The organism is Aneurinibacillus soli, from assembly GCF_002355375.1.
GTDB classification, from domain to species: Bacteria; Bacillota; Bacilli; order Aneurinibacillales; family Aneurinibacillaceae; genus Aneurinibacillus; species Aneurinibacillus soli.
The window spans coordinates 1,356,863-1,376,121 of record NZ_AP017312.1 but is presented as its reverse complement, the minus strand read 5'-3'; the positions used below and the strand labels follow the sequence as shown (position 1 = coordinate 1,376,121).

Genomic DNA, 19,259 nt, shown 5'->3' with positions numbered 1-19,259 from the left:
GAAGTTTATTTAAAACTCACATTTCGCACCCTGCGTATGAGAGCAGAAGGTGAATTTTTAAAGGGATTTAAGAAGGAACGCCAACAAACGATGGCTATTTTTCATAGATAACCATCGCTGTAGAAAGTATGCAACTATCCAAGATAAATCGATTCGTCTAGGCCGAGAGAAGTTAATACACGGCTTTGTTCTTTCGTTAACGGCTGATCAAATTGGCGGATTCGTGTTCCGTTTAGACCTCGTAATACGACAACTTGTAGATACTTAAAAATGTGAAAAATGGCTTCTCCCGTTGGCTTTTTTAGAATGCGACCTCCGGCCCAACGCATCGGTTGTTGCTCGGTAATGTGCTGGCGAATGCGGCGTTGAAATACCCGGTACACGGTAAGCGCAAGGAGAAGCAGATAGCCAAGTACCTTTACACGCTCGGGCTTCTTTAGGTAGATTTCATCCGTATAGACAGGATCTTTTAAAAATGAAAAGTTCATCTCGACATGAATCTGCCCTTTGTATAGTCCAAGTACGGCTGTCCCATCCATTGATTCGTTGTGCCACTCCGTCGGGAGTGTCGTAGCTAACACAAATCGAGAAGCTTTCCGTTTAGCTTGTTGAAATAACGCTTCCTCTTCGGTATAAATCAGTCTCAATCCATACAACGTATCCGTCTCCAGCTGAGCGTCCTGCTTCGGACGTCCACGTTTCTTACGAATGACTTCTTGTTCGACGATCGAGCAAGATACATGATGAAACCGAAGCTTTTGATTTTCTACCCAAGCGTCCCACGCCGCTTCTGCGTCTTTCCGGCAATGAAAGGATTCCTTGGTGAAGCGCTTTTCTGCCTTTTTGATCTGATCCCGCTCGCTTTTACGTTGCTCTTGTAACGTGTTTTCTTTCTTTTTGTCGAGGGCACTGGACTCGATGACAAAAAGCCGAAGTTCATGACCTTCATGCTCGGCAGCTCTCTCAAGCCAGTGATAGGTAGCCCCTTCTTTACTCGAAGCGAACGTAACGTGATCCGACCATGGGATATCCGGTGTATCAGCGGCTTCTAATGCGGCCTTGACGATTTTGAGTTGAGCTGGTGCGCGAGTAAGAAGGTGTGCCTTAGCCGCTTTTGCGGCCTGTAAGGTCGCTTTACTCATGGCAGCGGAATCGGCTACATAGAGAAAATCAGACAGTTCAATAGAAGCGCACTGTTTGTGAATCTTATCCAATACATCTGGGTTCCATGTTTTGTCCGATGTGTTTCCATCATGGACATCGCCATACAGGGGAATGCCATCGGTGCCTCCTACGAGGCCAAATTGAATTTGTTTAGCCCCACGCCGATCGCGGCTATAGCCTTCTACGATTTGTAAAGATTCGTTGGGCTTGATGTAGGCACCATAAACGGACATACTAGTGATGTCACCGTGAAAAACACGCATGGGAATGTCCTCATGACGATAGACATGCAGGAGCCATTCCGAGACTACTTTATGGACATCAGCTTCTTCGATTCGATCCAAGTGATGGCCGATGGCATCATCATTGAACCAAGATGCTTGCATTCCTTCTCATATTAACATGTCTAGATCTTGACGTTCCGCCCATTTTTCGAGATGAACGAGTGGCTGACGCCCACTTAGGATATGGAGGACCAAAAGTTTGACCACTTCGCCTGGCGTCGTCTTGCACTGCGGGTCAGAATGGACCAGTCGGTCCATTTGTTGAGTGAGTTTCAAGTCATCCATAATGGCGCTTAGGATATGTAAATAGTTAGCCTGATAGATGCCTTCGATTTGAATCATTGACTTCCGCTCCTTTAGTCTGTAATCAATGATTCTAGCATACATGAAAATGGCCCGTTTTTAGAGAGCTAGAGGTGCGGAATGTGAGTTAAAAGCTGTCACGTCAAATTGTAGAACAAAAAACACCACAATACGAGTTAATTGTCCGTATTGTGGTGTTGAGCATGAGTTGTGTATGTTATTAGATGTAATAGGAGTTACGTCTTCACAAAAGTGACTACTCAAAGCCAATTACAATCCACTCATCCACATAATTCCAAAAGTTAACATTATATTTAGGCTGTCTCTTTGCTGACCAAAAAGTAGCATTATCATTATTGCAATTCGTATAATCGATAGCTACATAACTTCCCATACCATTACTAAAAAAGCCAAAAGATGTCTCCAAATTAATCTGAATAGGTTCTTCTAATTCATCTATAATGCCCCAATCTAAATCCTCATCTCCTAAGTATGTTACAGACTCTAAAGGTACTAATCCCATAGATTCACTTGTGTAATCATAAAATCCATTATGGACATTCTCATAGAAGTTTCGGATTAACGCAGGAATTTTCCCCCATGATAATTCTAATTCTTCGTTTTCAAAACTATCCTGAGGATTTCGTCCTTCATAATATAAAAACTCACCTTTAGAATTTTTAATTGTATACAAAATAGAATAAATACTATCAAGCTCCATAAGTTCAATATCCTCAAGATATTCATCTAAATAGGATATAGTATTATACAGATTAGTGCCTATATGCTGTCTCCATACGCTCAACATTTTCTGGATTCTTTTTTTCTTATCCTGTTCTTTAAATAATTCTTGCCACATATCTGGTATAAGACCAATATTAATATTATTGATTTCGTCGGGAGATACGAGACGTATATTTTCGTTATATTCTCTTAAGAAATCTAACTTAAGCTCCATTTAATCATTCATCTCCTTGAGTATCATCGGTTATTTTTTCTATTAAAGTCATCAATTTGCTGCTGTAATTTTCTTTCCAATTCCCTTTCCTTTTTTATCATTTTATTTCTAAAGTCAGGATTGACTTCAATTTGACCTGGCTTATCCTTTTTATAATGCGTCCACTCTTCGTAAGATTTTGTTTTTCTCGAAGTATTTGCTGATTTACTTAATCCAATAAAATTCTCTGGATTATTTAACACTTCGAGTTTCTGCTTTTCTGTCAATTTACCAAATCCATCCATCCTTGTTATTTTATCCATAGGGACAATATGATCGGCTTCTAGTGAACCTTTGAATGTTTTTCCAGGGAGAACTGGATCTTCTGTCACTGCTTTCTTATCATGACCTTTATTTACTTGTTTTCTTATTTGTGGCGTTGGTGTTTCGTCTCTTAACATTTTATATTCTTCATCTGTAATCTGTCTATTCCCGTATCGTGGTGGAGTTCCGACATTCCCATTAGGTTTAGGCGTCCCCTGATTGTTGGTGCTCCTAGTTGGAACAGAAGCATTGTTATATTCTGAACTGCCATTTGCAACTTTCGGTAGCTTCTTTTCATTCGGAACAGCTTGGCCCTTACTCTTATTACTACTGGTGTTTTTAGTCGAAACGTTAGCGTTCTGAGAACCACCATTCGCAGCCTTTGGTAACTCCTTTTTATTCGGAACATTTTTACTCGGTGTTTTAGTAGTTTGAGCCACTTGTGACCCAGGGACCTGATGTCCAGCATTACTTTTCTTCTGAGTAATAGTACTATTCGACGGTATAGCATGATTTTGATTTGAAAAATGAGTCGGTGGTATGTTTCCTAACTTGCTAATTTGTCTAGTTGCTTTCCCTATCTTTCCAGGACCAGCATTCTCAGCAAAACTCGCAGCTATATCAAGGCCTGCCTTTGCACGCTCTGACATCGGTTTGCTACTATCCGTTATTGTGTCAAATCTCTCTGGTCCAACTAATTCACGAGTCAACGGTATGTAATTTTTGAGAGTAGTTAATTCAGTCACAGTATGTCTAGTAGCTGGACCAATCTCTCTTCCGAATTTAGCAAGACCCACTTCCACTCCATTTTCTATTTCGGCAAGCCGCTCTAAAGAAGTAGCCGGTCCAATCTCTCTCCCGAATTTATAAACACCCGCTTTCATATCACTTCCCATTTTGGCGAGCTGCTCGAAAAAGCCAAGATTGTTTTCTACTTTTCTGGAACCCGTTAGCACATCCGAGCCACCCTGTCCATCCTCTTGAATCTGAATGATCCCTCCACTTGCACATAAGGTGATCGATTGATTCGATAAAGATGGAAAATCCCCCACGCTTTTATTGCTGATCCCGTTAATCCAGGGCATGAACAGGGAGGGTGAACAGGGCATTCCCTTTGCACATATACCGAATGGCAGAACGTTCACGTGAGGCTGATAATCCATAATGCTCATCTGCGGCTTGCCTTTAATGTATAATCCATAGCTGCACGGCAGCTGGAGCTGACTGGGTGTACTTCCCATTGTACAACATAACACCGCTCCCACTACCACATAACTTTTTTCTTCCTCCCCATTCTGAAGAATGTTAATATACACCGCATTCCCCTCTTTCGTCTTCGGATATGTTTATCCCCTGACCGTTCCTCCCATGGTAAGCGATGGACTTTGGATATCCGTGATGCCATCCATCACGATGCTTTCTCCCTATATACTTCTTAATTCCGTAATAATCACAGATGTTCTGTTGGAATGTGTTAAATAATGACCGACAAACATCTCTGTACTTGATGGCGATTCTGTCTATGGATAGCTTAGTGTTGCTCATGTGTTTCCCCTCAAAATGGTATATGGATGGGCGGCTAGCCTTTACCATACGAACCTACTCTTCTATATGTAAATTGGCACGTTACTAGATTGATTTTGACCCTTACACTCTCAATAGTCGGGACATCATACCGTTTAGTTGCGATTAAAGTCTATTTGACTGGTTTATGTTTTTACACACTATCAATCATTCTAAGTACGTACATCGTTGCAGTCATATCTGAAAAAAATGCAAGAAAGCGAAGTAACAAAAAACAGGTCAATCATGGTAATATCTGACCATAATCGACCTGTCCAACGTAATGCTATTGTGTTAAATAGGGTATACTTTTTTCAGCTTTTATGTGCGTACATCTCATTTTAGGAAAACTTCCTATAGGTAGAACCAAGGTTATGCTTGTTAGTAGTGGGAAAAGCGATTTATTCGGCACTAGGTAACCCCACCATAAAAAAGAAACCTTGAAAGGCGCGAAGCCGATCAAGGTTAAGATATTAGTCATTATTCTACATTAACTGATATAAACTGTAGTTCATCACTAGGGAAATCATCTGGGAAAGCATCACAAACTAATTCTCTTGTTAAAATTTGATACAAAAATTCAGTCATCGTAAGTGAATAAGTATAATTCTCGAAAGACCTAGACTCGTAAACAACAATCTTCCAATTGCAAGGTTCTCCATCTGTTAACCAATATAATTCATCACCATTATCTGTGTAAGCCCAAGGAAGAAGCCCCCCTTTTTGTGGAAATACGTTATGTTTATAATATTGTGGAAAGTTTTGTTTTGACTGTAAATAGGCATCCGAAAGTTCCCTCTGTTTCTTTAAAAAGTTGATATTTTCATCGCTTACAAATGGCGTAAGTATCCATAAGAAATTATCAATACCACCCGTACCATATATTTTGATGAACTTTTTATAATCAGAAGGCAAGTCAGTTCCCAGATTGGTAATGAAATTTTCCCACTCTACATCATCCCCAGTATTTAGCGGATTTTCAGGTGGGGGAATAATTCTTATTAGCTTTTCCATTACAAAAAACCTCCCTCTATTTTCTATTTATTATTGTTACATCCAATGAAAAACCATCCGTTCCCCTTGCTTTAAGCGTTACACCAGTAGGGACTAAATTATTCCCTTCATAAACTGGTATAGACTGATAACGAACTACTCCTCCTTTTTCTACAGCAGCTCGTACTGAACTCTCAAAATCTCTCATCACAGGGGAGTTAACAGGATTCTGATAAAGCGTAACTAGATTACGAGTATCCTTACCAGTTCCTCCTAATTGGTTACCAAGTAAATGACCACGGGCGTGTCCAGGACTTCCAGGCCCACCTCCTAAAAATCCCGGAGGTTTAATAGACTGACTTGCCTTACTTCCAGTTCCTATCATGTCTTTAGTAATAGTTGCTGTTACACCAGTAGGTCGTCCCAAATGGTCTAATTCACCAAAAATAATTTGTCCAGGGGAATCTTTGGTTATTTTTGATATTCCAAGATCACTCGTCCCCTGAGCAATTTTTCCTACCTTGCTAATTTGTTTACCTGCTTTTCCTATCTTTCCAGGACCAGCGTTCTCAGCTATACCTGCAATTATACCAAATATTGCATTTGCACGCTCTGACTTAGGTTTGCTACTGTCCATTATTGTGTCAAATCTCTCTGGTCCAACTAATTCACGAGTCAACGGTATGTAATTTTTAGGAGTAATTAATTCAGTCCCAACATGTCTAGTAGCTGGACCAATCTCGTCTAAAGCTCTATTGACTCCTATCTTCATTTCATTTCCCATTTTGGCGAGCTGCTCGAAAAAGCCAAGATTGTTTTCTACTTTTCTGGAACCAGTTAGCACATCTGATCCACCCTGTCCATCCTCTTGAATTTGAATGATCCCTCCACTTGCACATAGGGTGATGGACTGATTCGATAAAGATGGAAAATCCCCCACGCTTTTATTGCTGATCCCGTTAATCCAGGGCATGAACAAGGATGGCGAACAGGGCATTCCCTTTGCACATATCCCGAATGGCAGAACGTTCACGTGAGGCTGATAATCCATAATGCTCATCTGCGGCTTGCCTTTAATGTATAATCCATAGCTACACGGCAACTGGAACTGGCTGGGTGTACTTCCCATTGTACAACATAACACCGCCCCCGCTACCACATAACTTTTTTCTTCCTCCCCATTCTGAAGAATGTTAATATACACCGCATTCCCCTCTTTCCTCTTCGGGTATGTTTATCCCCTCACCGTTCCTCCCATGGTAAGTGATGGACTTTGGATATCCGTGATCCCATCCATCACGATACTGCTTGCCCCACATCGCATGTAGACCGCTTCCTGTGCCGTCATCCTCAGTGCGTTTCCCGCCATGATTTCGATGCTTTTATTCGACGTCACGTGGATCGGCTCCTCGCTCTGCATGCCGATCCCGTTCCCTGCATTCAGCTTAAGAAAGATCGGGGCTTGTTCCGTTTTGGTAGCGGTAAATACCATCTCGGTCGCGTCTACTTTCACGTTCTTTCCAAACGGGGTGCCCCACCGCTTTACAGCCGGGTTCTGGATCGAAGCAGGCTTCTTTTTTCGGAGCGCACCTCGAACCACGGCCTCTTCTTCTCGACCATTCGGCATGTATAGGCTCACCGTATCTCCAACCTCTGGCATACAATACCAGCCGCTGTGTCCTTCCGCTGTATACGGAGTGGTGTACGGAAACCAGCACGCCTCTTCTTTCTTTTGTTTCGGATCGATGCAAAGATGCAGCTTCACCTGATCCCCTGCCACTTCGAGCGCCTTTCCCTCGATAGAGACTCCTGCTATGTGGGGGTGTACTTCTCTCGGTCGATACCATCCCTTTTCCGGTGTAAGTGTGTACGTATACTGAAGAATGCCCTGCTTCAGGGTAGCGATGGCATGCGAAACACGTAAATGGGCCCCGTTATAGCTCAGCTCATCCCCGATATTCAAATATTCAGTCGTTTCAATCGTATAGGTGGTACAATCCGTTTCCTGAAGGTCAGGATCATGGTTTTCTGTCACCTGTCGGTACGCCGCAAGCGTCTTTTGTACCTGATACCAGGGATTCTCAAGATTTCGAGGTCGTCCCTCTGCCACTCCAAACCAAAATTTCGGGGTCTTCGCCGTGGCATCCGGGATCAGAACCGTTCCAAAGTGGGACGCCATTCGCTTGAGAAAGCTCCAGTCTGTTTCTCTGTACTGGATGATGCACGTTTCTAACTTGGCGGAGTGGGAAGCCGTATCAATATAGTCCGATCCGGGATAACGCGCCAGGATGGTCTCGATCATCTCCGTATATCGCATGTTTTTGTTCTGAAAGGATTTTTGTTTCCGTTTCGTATCCAACTGATATGTATGAGAGAGCGCTTCGATTTGAATCATGTACACCCCTCTGACCGTCTGGATTTCGATCGTAGACACGATCCCGCGAAACAACGGTCGTACTACCTGTTTCCCTTGTAGCTGGTTCAATTCGATGGTATCGGTCGAGCTGGCTCGTTCGATATACGAATCTACTTTTTCTTCCGGGATGATCCCGGTAATCTGGAAACGGGCATGATCGTTCACCTCTCGGATTATGCGGAGCTGATGTAGGCTTTTCATGTCATAAGGCGATACCAGCTGGATGTTTCCATACGTTACGCTTGTCTCCTTTTCTTTCATCTCGCTCCCTCCTTCCTTCGTATTCGTTCCGTTTCGATTTTTTGGAAGCGAATTCCCGTACAGCTTCTTCGCAACAAGCTCTCCGCTACGGCTAGATTGACGCATACATACGGCTCTTTGATTCCGTCTATCATAAAAACGGGATGTCCCGCTGCCTGTTCGTCCGCGATAACCAGTCGTTTCAACGTGCCATCCTGATGAAACTCCGTCTGATCCGATAGGCAGGCAATTCGAGGCGGTACGAGTATCCAATACAAATCTTGTCGCTTCCGCTTCACGTCTGTTAGCACCGCAATTCTCGTATACAGAGCAGGTTCATACTTTTTCATCAATTCTTTGATCCAATCCGCTAGAAGAGGAACGGGACGCTCAATGAAATCGACATACTCAACCAAAGGATTCTCCCGAATGTAAAACTGTAAAGGTAGCTCTTTTTTCCCCTCGGTTTGCGCCATTACTAGCTGTGCCCATGTGATGGCCTGAGAGACACCCAGCGGCTCGACTGCCTGGGAAACTTGTGTATCCTGCGATAAAATAAAAAAGTTCATCCTTCCACTACTCCCGCCACTCAAGATTCCCAAATGATCAACTCTCGCTGTGCATTTGTAAGATCGATCATTTCCCTATCTTTCATCGAAAACACGGCCTGATCCAAATTCGCGCCCTCGAAGATTGTGCCAGAGAGAATGGCTCCGGTAAAAATCGCTCCTGCCAGATTCGCCCCGCGAAAATCAGTTCCGGTTAAATTGGCCCCGGCAAACGTCACCCCGGCAAAGCCCGGCATGGTCCAGATGGAATCATCCAGCCATCCGGCTGCTCCCTGAACATCCCAAAGGATCGCTCCTGTCAGATTGCTCTGACGAAAGCTAGCCTCATACAGTACGCTATAGCTCATATCGACGCCTTCCAATTGACACGATTCAAAGTTCGTTCCCACAAGGATGCAGGTACGTAGCGCAGAGTGAGACAGTTTGCTCTGCATCAGATTGGCATAACGCAGGTCGATGCCGTCATACTTACCATGAGATAAATCCAACTGTGTAAATACCTCATAGGAATAGACATGGGGCTCCTTTTCTTCCAGCCATTCCGCAATTTCGGAAGCTTCCTTCTCGCGCGTATCTTCTTTGTATACAATCTCACTTCGATCGAAGTATTCGCCCACTCTAATCTCAATTTCTTCCGCTTTCTCTATCTCGATGTATTCGGGAAGAGTTATCGCCTGTAGCATCGCATAGCGAATGAAACGGATGACATACTGGTGATAGTTCAACGCTTCTTGCAGCTTGATTGTTTCAAGGTCCGCCGGTGTGATCACATCCATGTATACTTTCCTGGCTTGCTCAAGCGACCTTTCAAACTCATCCAAAAAACGAAAGGCCCAGCTCGCATCATATTCAGCCTTACACACATGATCATCCAAAAACCATCGATTGTCCGTTGCTTCTACTAGATATCGATGCCGTCCCTCAAGAATCTCGGTGCGTAGCATCGAGTACGTGATATACCCAATTTCCCCTTTCTCTCCCGCTGCTTGTTTCTGCTTGATTGTGCGACATAGTTGCTGAAATGACGGAAGAAAATCCTGAACAAGCTCGTCTCGATGTGTCTGCGCATACTGTTCGAGGGCTACGATGGTCGCATGGAAGGTAGGATGTACATGATTTTCTCTAAAATGCTGGAGGGCCTCTTCTTTCTTCATTCCCTCTCCCCCTCCTCCACAGTCATTAATTTGTTTTCAGCTTTTTCCCCGTAATAGTCGTCGTACCGTCCATTTTGATCTTACTTTCCTTGCACGTGATCGAGATTTCTCCCTTCGCAGAAAGAATCATCTTCTTTTGTGCACTCATCGTAATCGTGTCGTCGGAGATAATCTGGATGTTCTTTTTGCTGTAGACTTCAATGCCTTCTTTTTCATGCAATCTGATAAAGGTTTCCCCGTCTTTTGCGGTGATCACAATTTCATCCGGGCTTAGCCTGATTTCTTTTCCGTCTGCCGTTCTGAAATACTTATGGCTTGGATTTCCTAGCTTGTTTTCTCCTGTAACCGTCGCATCTTTTCGTATGGAATTGATCGCCACGCACTCTTCCTCTTTATGGCTCGGAAAATACAGGTGTACCGAATCGTGTAGCTCTGGCATGCAATACCACCCGCTATGCCCTTCGGCGGTATACATCGAGGAATACGGGAACCAGTGCGCTTTTTCAACGCCTTGTTTTTTATCGATTTCAAGGTGCACTTTAACCGTATCCGCGGCTACGTCAATTACTTTCCCCTCGAGCGTAAGACCCACGATTCCTTCGTGATACATTGTTTTCTGACTCATGCCTTCTTTTGGGCACAGCACATATTGATGTTTCAACAAGCTATTTTCCATTTGTGTATGGGCTTCACAAACGAACAGTCTTTTTCCCTTGAAATCCACCTCGTTCCCAATATCGAGAACCGTATCGGTTTCCACCTCGTAATACACGAAATCCCGTTCTTCTATCTTTTTAGGATCATTCTCAGAAAAGCTTCGGAAATCTGCTATTTTCTTTCGGACACGATAATGGAAGTCATCGATTTTCCCTTTGTACTCTCCTTCTGGAACGCCAAAGCTAAACTTGGGCTTATCAAACACAGCCGCTGGAATCAATCCGGTATGGAAACGAGAGGCCATTCTTTTTAAGAATTGCCAATCCGTCTCTTCGTACTGCATCGTAAATTTTTTAATAGGGGAACCCTTCGAGATCATATCTACTACATCAGCCCCGGAGTACGCAGATGTTACCTCCTTAAGCAACTCCGCATACTTCATGTTCGCATCCTGGAAGGAGCGGCTTTTCCGTTTAATATCCAGGATCAAGCCTGTTGATTAGCTAATAAAAGGTAGAAAAAAGGTCGCCTTTTCAGTAGAATCGTTTGTACCACCAAACCGATTCAGAAAGAGGCGACCTCATGAAAAAGTCTACCACGTTCACTACAATTGTTCAAACACTGTTATCAGAAGAGGAGATTCAATCTGTGGTACAGGACGTTGAATACGAGGAAAAAGCAAGGAAATTCACAACTTCTACGTTACTTCATTACTGGGCCATGGCCGCATTCGAAGAATGGGAAGGATTTCGTTACGGAGCGGATCGCTCATCGTCTTGCGGACTTCCGTCCGCTAACTATTCCACTTTTTCTAAAAAAGCAAGTGATGTTCCCTATACTGTATTTAAAAAGTTATTTCATCATCTTGTGTCCAAATGTAACCGTGCTACAAGACGTAAGTTGGCGATCCCCAAAAAACTTTTACTCGTTGATTCCACTACCATTACCGTAGGAAAACCACGACTTCCTTGGGCTCTTTATCATGGAAAACGTGCAGGCATCAAGCTACATGTGGCTTTTGATCCCGATCAGGAAACGCCTGTTCACGTAATCGAATCGATAGGAAGTAAACATGACAGTCCATTCTTAGATCAACTAGCGAACCCTTCTTTTCTTCTTGTTGCCGACAGAGCGTACGGAAAAATCGAACGGTTTGATCAATACCTGAAAGATAAGCAGTCTTTCGTCATTCGAATCAAAGAAAATGTCACAATCGATACACCACGATCTCTTCGACGCTGCTCCTCTACTGCATCCTCTGTAATCAAAGACAGTACGTGCTATCTCGGCACTTCTCAGTGTCGTTCTCAAGAGCGGCATCGTGTTATATTTTTTACAGATGATGAAGGGAATGAGATTCGAGTCGTAACGGATCGAAGAGACCTATCTGCCGAAAAAATTGCGGAGATTTATAAAGCCAGATGGCAAATCGAAACGTTTTTCCGCTGGATTAAGCAACACGTAAATGTACCAGTATTGTTTGGTACCACTAAAAATGCTGTATACGGTCAATTGTATACGGCTTTAATTACCTATGTTTTGATAAAGTGGATCTATGAGAAGGCGAAACCGATGGTTTCACGTTTCGCTATGCTATCTTTTATTCAGTTTGCACGTCTTTTACGGTTTGAGAGCCTTCAGGTCGAATGGATGATTGCAATTCATACAGTAGTAAGTGAATCTCTACTCATACAAGGAAGTAGTTTGTCTAAAATTGGTTAATCAACAGGCCTGATCCAGGATATACGTATGCGATACCGCTTCTACTTCCATATAGTAAATATCACGGACCATTTTTATCTCAAGATTCAAGATCATTCCCGTAAATAGAAGGGTTTTCTTGCCTTTCTCATCGAGATGGCTGACCTCCACTTTTGTTTGTGCTTCCGTCATCTTGATGTAGTCGTCTTTCCCCTCCTCCGGTACAATGGCGGTAAAGTACAATCGTGTATGCTCATTGATTTGTTTCGTGATCCGCACGTGTTGCAAGCTAACCAGCTGATACGGAGCGATGTGGAGGTTATGGTACGCCGTAACAGAAAGAGTCATCAATCATCATCCCCCTTCTCCTTGCACGCTGTTTTCGCTTCATCTGGCTCCCCACCGTTTTCTACAACCTGTTGCTGTTGCTTTTGATTCCGTTTGATTTCATTCATCATCTGAATAATTTTTTCATCCATATATTCCACGTGCTTTCCCCTCCTTGCATTGGTTTAGTCGACAATCATCCGTTGCAAACGACTTTTTCCCGTGATTCGTGATCGTCCTCCATGTTTTACGTCTTCAAGAATCCGTCCCAACTGCTTATAGATCTGCTCATTCGTATATTCCCGATACTCGGTTTCTAGACGATTCGTCAGATAATGCAGGATCAGCTCTCGGTCCACAAGTGTCCCATTCATACATGCCATCGCAAACGCCACATCATACGGATTCAGACCGCCGCTTTGAAGCATCTCCCCCGCAAAATATCGCAAAATCATCGGGTTAAACGTGCTCTCGCCCCGCCCGGCGTATGCGACATGAATTCGATTGACCGTGTTATATTCTGTGGCAAAATCATAAAAGTTCTGGTAATCCTGACGCAGCCGGGCTCCGACTTTTAACTTGAAGCGCCCCAGTTCTCGTTCATCTGAGCGAATGTGCGTGTTCGCATCCAAAAACAGTTCGGTCTCATATACAGTGAAATCACTTTGTATGTCCGCTGGTTTAAAGCGGATTTTCACGATCGTTTCTGTCTCCGTCGCCTGATAGGGAAGGAAGCACGGTTCTTCAAGCATATACACTCTTCCATCGTGCCGGATGATGCCCGATCTGACGATCAATGTGTCGCCTTCCACCTCCATATCCGCTCCGGCGAGAATGCCGTCCGAATGAGCCTGGAAATATTGATCCAGAAAACCGCGTGGGTAATCCCGTAGATTTTCCAGCATATCTCTTTTGAGAATCCTTCCTTTCGCAAAGGTCGGATAGCGGCAGGTAAACATACGTCTCCTCCTTTCCATGTGTACCCGTTACTTCCATCCATCAAAGTAATCAAGCTCGGACAAGTCTGCCTCAAATGCGACGAACGCTTTCTTTCCGATATATAGCTGCTCATTCTGCCGGGATACGGGGACAACGTGGAAGCCCCAGTGATCCGGTCTGGCGAACACGAAGAAGCGGACCTCTCCGTTTCCAATCGAGTCCGTATCCTCCTGCGGAATGTTCGACCCATACATCGCCGCGATATCTTCGTACTGTACCGCTCGATAATCTTCCGATCGATTCCGGTACGTATACGGATACCGCCTCTGTCCGTCGCTTCCATTCACATACAGCTCGACTTCGGATACACTGATCGGGCGGGAGATGAAACCCTGAACTTGACTGAGCTTCTCGTGGTTCTGGATGAGTACTTTCTCTCGCTGGTTATGAGTAAAGGCAGTCACCGAATACGGAACGAGCGGGGCATGATTCGTGATGCTGGCTTCGATTGCCCCTGCTTTTCGGGCGCTCACATACCGGATCGCTCCGCGCAGGCAAGCGAGCTTCAAGTCCGGCACCTTGCCCGTGTCATCCGCCTTCTGCCGGAATTCGATGCTTCGCCCCGGTACGAATTCCTTGAGTGCTTCCCGGAACACATCAATGCGGCACGACTGGCCGGTCAGCTTGATGATCGCGTATTCCTGAAGCTTCCCTTCCTCATAGAAGCCTTCGAGGAACTTGCGAACGATCTCATAAATGTCGGCCCGAATCAGCTGATTAATTTCCGTAATCGTAAACACAACATCCGGGCACTCATACCGATCCGTAAAGCGTCCATTCTCCCGGACGGATAAAAACCAGCGATCTACCGGGGTAATCTTCAAATCATGTTCACGCCGGTGCTCACTCTCTGCGTAGAAGCGGTTGCGTAAAATCCCTGTCTTTTGGAAGAACTCTTTTTTCATCTCTTCTGCGATTTCCCACAGGAAATAGAAGTTATTTTTCACGCGCTGGTATTCATCTCGTGTCCGATTCTCGTATTCGGTAAAACGAGTCGGAATGATGTTCTCTGCTTCTCCGTAGGCAGCATCGAACGCTTCATATACCGCCTGTACCCCACACTCATCCACATGCCGGAAAATGTCGGTACTCGGCACAGGAATCAGACTGTCCATGTCCGTCCGTACCCGGCCAGTGCTGTAGTACTCCGCAAAGATGATTTTCATAAACTGCATGATCCGGTACGTGATGTTGTTGCCGCCGAAGTTCGTATCTCCGTTTTCATAATTGGTGTGAATGTCGATCTTATACGAAATTCGTCCATCCTCAATGCGAAAGCGGCACGATGACAGGTCCGTTGTCCCGCTCCCACAATCAATGACAAGGGCCTTATACTCTTCGCCATCGAGGAACTGATTTTTCTCAATCTGAGCCGCAATCGTATTGAACAGCACCGCCATCCCTTCATCGAGTGCACTGGCGGACTCGATGTGGTATTCCGGCAGGATGTCGGTAAACATGTCCAGAAACTGTGTTTTCAGCTTGACTGGACTTGAAATGTGTAAATTTTTGAACCGACACTTGAATTGATGCTCCGCCGTTTGAATGACATGTAGCATATACGCCCGCAGGATGTCGCTTCGCTTTACGAAGGTGGTGTTACCATGTCCGTCCATGACTTCCTCGGTTTTCTGATATCGATTCACCCATCGCTTGATGCCGTGGAATACACTAGCATGACCGCTGTAGCCATTTTTCCGCATATATTTCAGCGCTTCATAGCCAAAGTGGTACGTGACGTGCTGCGGGTCGGCACAATCCGCTACGCCGACTACCGTCGGCAAAATCTCAATCCATTCCACATCTTTGCCTGTCCGGTCAGGAAATGTGACGAAGTTGATGCTGCCAAGCTGAATGCGTCCGTTGAGCAGATCGTTGCTGCACGGTGTGGAGACGTAGTGGTTTTCGAGAAAGGCTTCGCTAGAAAAATCCCACAAAAAATCTAGGCAAAAAGAAACCCTAACCGAGTGCTACGTACTCGGTTAGGGTGGTTGCAGCTTCTTCATCCAAAAATAATATGTAATTCCCATGTTCGATTCATTCAAGAAACGTAGTCTATCCATTAAATGATTTCGTAAACCTTTACTTCAACGATGTGATTTCTCCATCAATCGAATCGGAGCCGCTTCTATCATCTCAAAGCCACGCTGTTTCCAATATTCCCGAATATGAAGATGGTACTTGAATCCCGTTTTCCCGATATACTATCTATGCGGCGAAGTATTTCCAGTCTAGGGTGTCCATCCTTCTGATCTGCTAGATGGTTATAATACTCAGCCTGTTCTAATAGCTTGCTTATCTCTGTTGCTACTTGTGGATTGGTACTGCCAGAGCATCTCAACTCGTCCGCCTGTTGCCGTAACTCTCGTGCTTTCTGACAGTGTCCTCTTACTTCGTCTACGATTGCCTCATACTCTGCTTGTGCCTGTGCAATCAAGCCCAGTGTTTCCTCTACTGCTTGACTTGTTTTGCCATGTTTCTTTTCCTCCTTTGATTTTTGGCATGCAAAAAAGGCTCATTCCTCCTCACCGTTTAAGTTGGAATAAGCCTTTGAAAGTTTATCAAGTTTATTGTCAAGTTATTTAGTGTTTGGTTTGTTGGTTGTATTGTACGATCCTGCTGTCACAATGTAAACCCGATCTACATTTTTGTATGGGTTATATGTGTTATTGGTTGAATAGTGGATTCATTCGGTACTGGGTAGCCCATCAGAGAAACCTTACATTAATCGAAAATGTCTGCGATGTACAAAGGCACATTATCCCCCAATTTACTTCGTAAACATTCCATATGACAGAATAATTGTTGCTCTTGCTGTTCATCTTGATTCTTGTCCCAGTTCGATATAACAATAAGTGCTGTTATGTCGATTTTATTTGATTCAATATTTTCGTTACAAAAGCAACACTGATAAGTCTGATTGCTCATGGATTTACACCTCATTTCCATCCATAGTTCCGGGATAATTTATTTAAAGAATTCTCACTTATATTTTTTAATGCTGTTACAACTCCGTTTTCACTTTCTACAATTACGTTGAATTTTCCTGCTCCAATATCCTTGATATACACACTCGCACCATCAGATTGAGTTAAGACTTTACTTGGTGACAATTTTAAGGCACTAATATCTGACGGGCTAAACCCCCTACTCATTAATCTTTCTGCACCATGTTCTGTAGTTTTTATTACGCTTTGAATCTCTTCTTTAGCAAGGGAGCCCTTAAGCCTTTGATATTGCGCCGCACTCGAAGCGTATTCACTAGCTTTCTCCTTCGCTTCACCCTCCACTATCTTCTTCCCTATCTTCCCCGCTGCCTTTTTTCCGACCCATTTGAGAACATTCACACCAATCTTAGCTGCTCCTATTCCTATGTACTCTACCGGATCTTCCAATGATTCAGGAGATTTAATTCCTTCATTCATCCCTCTATCACTACGTGGTACTGTGATAGCGGAACCATTGGGTTTGATAACTGACTCAACTTGATAGGCGCTCCTAATTACCTCTGCCTTACTTTTTATACTCCATAATTTTTCTGGTGAAGCTCCTTGAGATTTTGCTAATTGATATTCTTTAGATATCTTTACTATTCTATTATAATCTGAAATGCTTAGATACTCTTTATCTCCTTTTTGTACAAGTCCGGTTCTTGTTTTTGAAGATTTAATCACCTCCGCCTTCATACTTGCTTTTAAATTACGAATCGTTTGGACAAATGGCAAATTATTGGCTACTCTTCTAGAAAGAGTCACTGCCTTACCTAAAGGCTGCATAAATGCATCTACTGTTTTTTTAAAAGCCTTCTCCTGAGCCTTAAGTTTTTTTAATTGTTCTCGTCCCTTTTTTGTTTTCTTTAATTTCTTCTCATAGTTCTTCCTTGCTTTTGAATACGATCGCTTGGCTACCTTTGATGTTACAATCGGTTTTCCTATTCTATATACTCTATATGCATCGCATGCCAAATTTACAAGACTCATACCTTACGATCAGCCCTCCCTGCTTTTCCTACAAAAGGAATGCTAGCAGTGAGGAAAGAAGACATCTCTTGCCTTTTTAAAAGCTCTATGGTGTCAAAATTACTGGGAAGCATACCATCTAGATTCTGGGCAAGTTCGATCGCTTCTGCATCCCATTCTTCTGATGCAAGCTGCTCTTCCTCCCGCTCGCTTACTACGACAGGAGGTTTTAACAGTCCTTCCATTTCTACTGTAGTACCTTGCATATCCGTATTTCCATCCATCACGATACTACTGGCTCCGCATACTAAATAAATCGCTTCACCAGCTTCTAGATGAATGGTTTCTGCTTGCTGAACCTCTATGTTCTTTTTGGAAGTCACTACAATCGGATGATCACTACGAATCTCAATCCCATCCTCTTCATGTATCGTAACCAGACTGCTTTTCCCCTGCTTATCACTAACCGTTATAACCATTTCTTCCGGTGCAAGCAATATTTCTTTTTCATGCGGGGTACCCCAGTACTTTTTTTCTGGATGGTCCATCTTTGGTGAGTCCGATTCTTTCCGAACAGCATTCATGACAACTGCTTTCTCTTCGCGATTTGTCGGAAAATAAAGCCTGACGTTATCTCCAATCTCGGGCATGCAGTACCATCCACTATGCCCCTCTGCCGTATAAAAAGTAGCATAGGGAAAGCTGTAGGCTGTGGATACATCCTGCTTTTCGTCTATCTGTAAATGAAGCTTCGCAGTGTCCTTGTTAACTTCTAGCACGCGTCCTTCTAGGAAGGAACCAGAGATCAAATCATTCCAGATCCTCGTTTGTCTACTCCCTTTTTCCGGCATCAACGTATAGGTATGCGTTAAAACTCCGTTGTTTATGGCAGTGACAACCCGAATAATAACCAGTTGCTTTTCCTTATAAGTAACTCGATCTCCTACAGTAAAAAACGTTGTAGTCTCTACCTCATAACAAATATAATCGTTTAGCTCTGGATCATCAGCCTCGTTATTTTCTATTGCTTTCCTATACAGAGGAAAAGATTTTTTCACCGTGTAAGGATGTTCAAATAGCTGTCCGGTTCTTCCTTCCGCCATACCGAACCAGAATTTAGGTTTTTCGGAGGCTGCCGCTGCAATCAATACCGCTCCAAAATGGGAGGCCATTCGTTTGAGAAATCCCCAATCTGTTTCGTTGTATTGAATCATGCATGTGTTTATTTTCGAACCTTCTGAGACTGTATCGATATAGTCTGAGCCCGGATATGGTTCGGTTATCGCTTCAATTAATTTTGTATACAGCATATTTTTATTTTGGAAAGAACGACTTTTTTTCCTAACATCCATTTGATAAGTATGAGAAATAGCCTCTATCGTGATATAATAGATGTCTCGCACGACCTTACTCTCAACTTGAGAAATGATGCCATTAAAAAGTGTCCGTACTATGTTTCCATCTTCTATTTGATGAAGTGTGATGGTATGCGAACTCCTTGCCTCCTCGATACAGCAATCCTGCTTTTCTTCCGCAATTATGCCTGTAAAGGAGAGTTTTGCATGATCGTTAATCGTTTGAATCAGTTTGATTTCATGTAACGTTTGTATTTCGTAAGGAGATATGAACTGAATCGTGCCATAGCTGCTCAAAGTATACTCCACGTACA

The 19,259-nt window shown here is 43.6% G+C and carries 15 protein-coding genes and 2 pseudogenes; 1 reads left to right on the top strand and 16 read right to left on the bottom strand.

Going from position 1 to position 19,259, the window contains the following annotated elements; translation table 11 throughout:
* Positions 1-134 precede the first annotated feature (134 nt).
* The 9 genes and pseudogenes from CB4_RS06915 to CB4_RS06870 form a co-directional block, all read right to left on the bottom strand.
* Positions 135-1,790, bottom strand: a pseudogene (locus CB4_RS06915) (IS1634 family transposase).
* Positions 1,791-2,007: 217 nt separating this feature from the next.
* Positions 2,008-2,709, bottom strand: a complete 702-nt coding sequence (locus CB4_RS06910) for an SMI1/KNR4 family protein (protein WP_096464390.1) — start codon at positions 2,707-2,709, stop codon at positions 2,008-2,010.
* Between the two features lie 23 nt (positions 2,710-2,732).
* On the bottom strand, positions 2,733-4,328 hold the full coding sequence (locus tag CB4_RS06905; RefSeq protein ID WP_096464388.1) for a DUF4280 domain-containing protein: 1,596 nt from the start codon (positions 4,326-4,328) through the stop codon (positions 2,733-2,735).
* Positions 4,329-5,055: 727 nt separating this feature from the next.
* Positions 5,056-5,589 (bottom strand): SMI1/KNR4 family protein, encoded by a 534-nt coding sequence (locus CB4_RS06895; RefSeq protein ID WP_096464384.1) that lies wholly within the window; start codon positions 5,587-5,589, stop codon positions 5,056-5,058.
* Between the two features lie 16 nt (positions 5,590-5,605).
* On the bottom strand, positions 5,606-6,772 hold the full coding sequence (locus CB4_RS06890) for a PAAR-like protein (protein WP_096464382.1): 1,167 nt from the start codon (positions 6,770-6,772) through the stop codon (positions 5,606-5,608).
* A 30-nt stretch (positions 6,773-6,802) separates the two neighbouring features.
* Positions 6,803-8,245, bottom strand: a complete 1,443-nt coding sequence (locus tag CB4_RS06885; RefSeq protein WP_157737841.1) for a contractile injection system protein, VgrG/Pvc8 family — start codon at positions 8,243-8,245, stop codon at positions 6,803-6,805.
* Positions 8,242-8,793 carry a serine protease gene (locus CB4_RS06880; RefSeq protein WP_096464378.1) on the bottom strand — a complete coding sequence of 184 codons (552 nt, stop codon included), beginning with the start codon at positions 8,791-8,793 and terminating at the stop codon, positions 8,242-8,244. Before CB4_RS06880 ends, CB4_RS06885 begins: the two co-directional genes overlap by 4 nt.
* Positions 8,794-8,813: 20 nt before the next feature.
* Positions 8,814-9,947, bottom strand: coding sequence for a pentapeptide repeat-containing protein (locus CB4_RS06875; RefSeq protein WP_096464376.1), 1,134 nt, complete (start codon positions 9,945-9,947; stop codon positions 8,814-8,816).
* 25 nt (positions 9,948-9,972) lie between these two features.
* A complete protein-coding gene (locus CB4_RS06870; RefSeq protein WP_096464374.1) occupies positions 9,973-11,046 on the bottom strand; it encodes a hypothetical protein in 1,074 nt (357 codons plus the stop codon).
* 140 nt (positions 11,047-11,186) lie between these two features.
* Here CB4_RS06870 and CB4_RS06865 point away from each other — a divergent pair, with 140 nt between their 5' ends.
* On the top strand, positions 11,187-12,326 hold the full coding sequence (locus CB4_RS06865; protein WP_096464372.1) for an IS4 family transposase: 1,140 nt from the start codon (positions 11,187-11,189) through the stop codon (positions 12,324-12,326).
* Here the strand turns inward: CB4_RS06865 and CB4_RS06860 are convergent, their stop codons facing one another.
* The 7 genes and pseudogenes from CB4_RS06860 to CB4_RS06830 all read right to left on the bottom strand — a co-directional run bounded on the left by CB4_RS06860 (position 12,327) and on the right by CB4_RS06830 (position 19,254).
* Complete coding sequence (locus tag CB4_RS06860; protein ID WP_096464370.1) at positions 12,327-12,653, bottom strand: hypothetical protein; 327 nt, start codon at positions 12,651-12,653, stop codon at positions 12,327-12,329.
* A complete protein-coding gene (locus CB4_RS20860) occupies positions 12,653-12,793 on the bottom strand; it encodes a hypothetical protein (RefSeq protein ID WP_157737839.1) in 141 nt (46 codons plus the stop codon). The genes CB4_RS06860 and CB4_RS20860 overlap by 1 nt, the downstream gene beginning before the upstream one ends.
* A 24-nt stretch (positions 12,794-12,817) precedes the next feature.
* A complete protein-coding gene (locus CB4_RS06855; protein ID WP_096464368.1) occupies positions 12,818-13,591 on the bottom strand; it encodes a DNA and RNA helicase in 774 nt (257 codons plus the stop codon).
* 27 nt (positions 13,592-13,618) lie between these two features.
* Positions 13,619-15,547, bottom strand: a pseudogene (locus CB4_RS06850) (molecular chaperone); the annotation flags it as partial.
* Between the two features lie 215 nt (positions 15,548-15,762).
* Entirely contained in the window at positions 15,763-16,068 is a 306-nt protein-coding gene (locus CB4_RS06845) for a hypothetical protein (RefSeq protein WP_096464364.1), read from the bottom strand.
* A gap of 502 nt (positions 16,069-16,570) precedes the next feature.
* Positions 16,571-17,611 (bottom strand): hypothetical protein, encoded by a 1,041-nt coding sequence (locus CB4_RS06835; RefSeq protein WP_096464360.1) that lies wholly within the window; start codon positions 17,609-17,611, stop codon positions 16,571-16,573.
* Complete coding sequence (locus CB4_RS06830) at positions 17,608-19,254, bottom strand: contractile injection system protein, VgrG/Pvc8 family (RefSeq protein WP_157737837.1); 1,647 nt, start codon at positions 19,252-19,254, stop codon at positions 17,608-17,610. The genes CB4_RS06835 and CB4_RS06830 overlap by 4 nt, the downstream gene beginning before the upstream one ends.
* Between the last annotated feature and the right edge of the window lie 5 nt (positions 19,255-19,259).